The organism is Priestia sp. P5_B4 (assembly GCF_056400385.1).
This window is the reverse complement of the sequence record NZ_JBFULJ010001275.1, coordinates 1-813: the sequence shown is the minus strand read 5'-3', so window position 1 is coordinate 813 and position 813 is coordinate 1. Positions and strand designations below refer to the sequence as shown.

Annotated in this window: 1 protein-coding gene and 1 pseudogene; both read left to right on the top strand. The window is 43.8% G+C overall.

From position 1 onward, the window contains the following. Nucleotides 1-588: pseudogene (locus AC1DRF_RS30460) on the top strand (GntP family permease); the annotation flags it as partial. A gap of 22 nt (nucleotides 589-610) precedes the next feature. Beyond that, nucleotides 611-813: glycerate kinase (locus AC1DRF_RS30455; RefSeq protein WP_477742627.1), on the top strand; the 203-nt coding region annotated here is incomplete at its 3' end.

The following is an 813-nucleotide window of genomic DNA, read 5'->3' as shown; positions in this document are numbered from 1 at the left end:
CCCATTGTTACCATCGTGCTGCTGGCACTGCGACCGCTTTTTGACCTTAATATTGATCCAATGGTTGCGCTTCCTGCAGGAGGAATTGTTGGTGCTATTGTGATGAAAAAAGGAAAACAGCTTAATACATATGCTATTTCTGGATTAGGAAAAATGTCAGGTGTAGCCATTATGCTACTTGGAACGGGGACATTAGCAGGTATTATTGCTAACTCCCAGCTAAAAGACGTTATTATTCAAGGCTTGTCTGCCATTGGATTGCCCGCTTATGTTTTAGCTCCGGTTTCAGGTATTTTTATGTCAGCGGCAACCGCTTCGACAACGGCAGGAACAGCAGTCGCAAGCCAAGTTTTTGGATCGACAATTTTAGAGCTAGGCGTTTCTGCTTTAGCCGGAGCTGCTATGGTTCATGCCGGGGCGACCGTACTTGATCACCTCCCGCACGGAAGCTTTTTCCACGCAACGGGCGGAAGTGTAAATATGAAAATAAAAGAACGTTTAAAATTAATCCCTTACGAATCGCTTATTGGACTCATTATGGCAATTGTATCCACGCTGATATTTGGTGTATTAAAGCTATATGGCTAAAAACTAAAAGGAGTGTTTACGCATGAAAATTGTGATTGCACCGGATTCATTTAAAGAAAGCTTAACAGCTCTGAACGTTTGTGAAGCGGTTGAAAAAGGAATAAGAACTCATTTTCCTAACGCGGAGATTAGTAAAGTACCTATGGCAGACGGAGGAGAAGGAACCGTTCAGTCGCTTGTGGACGCGACGGGCGGACAAATCATACAAGCTAAAGTAACGGGACC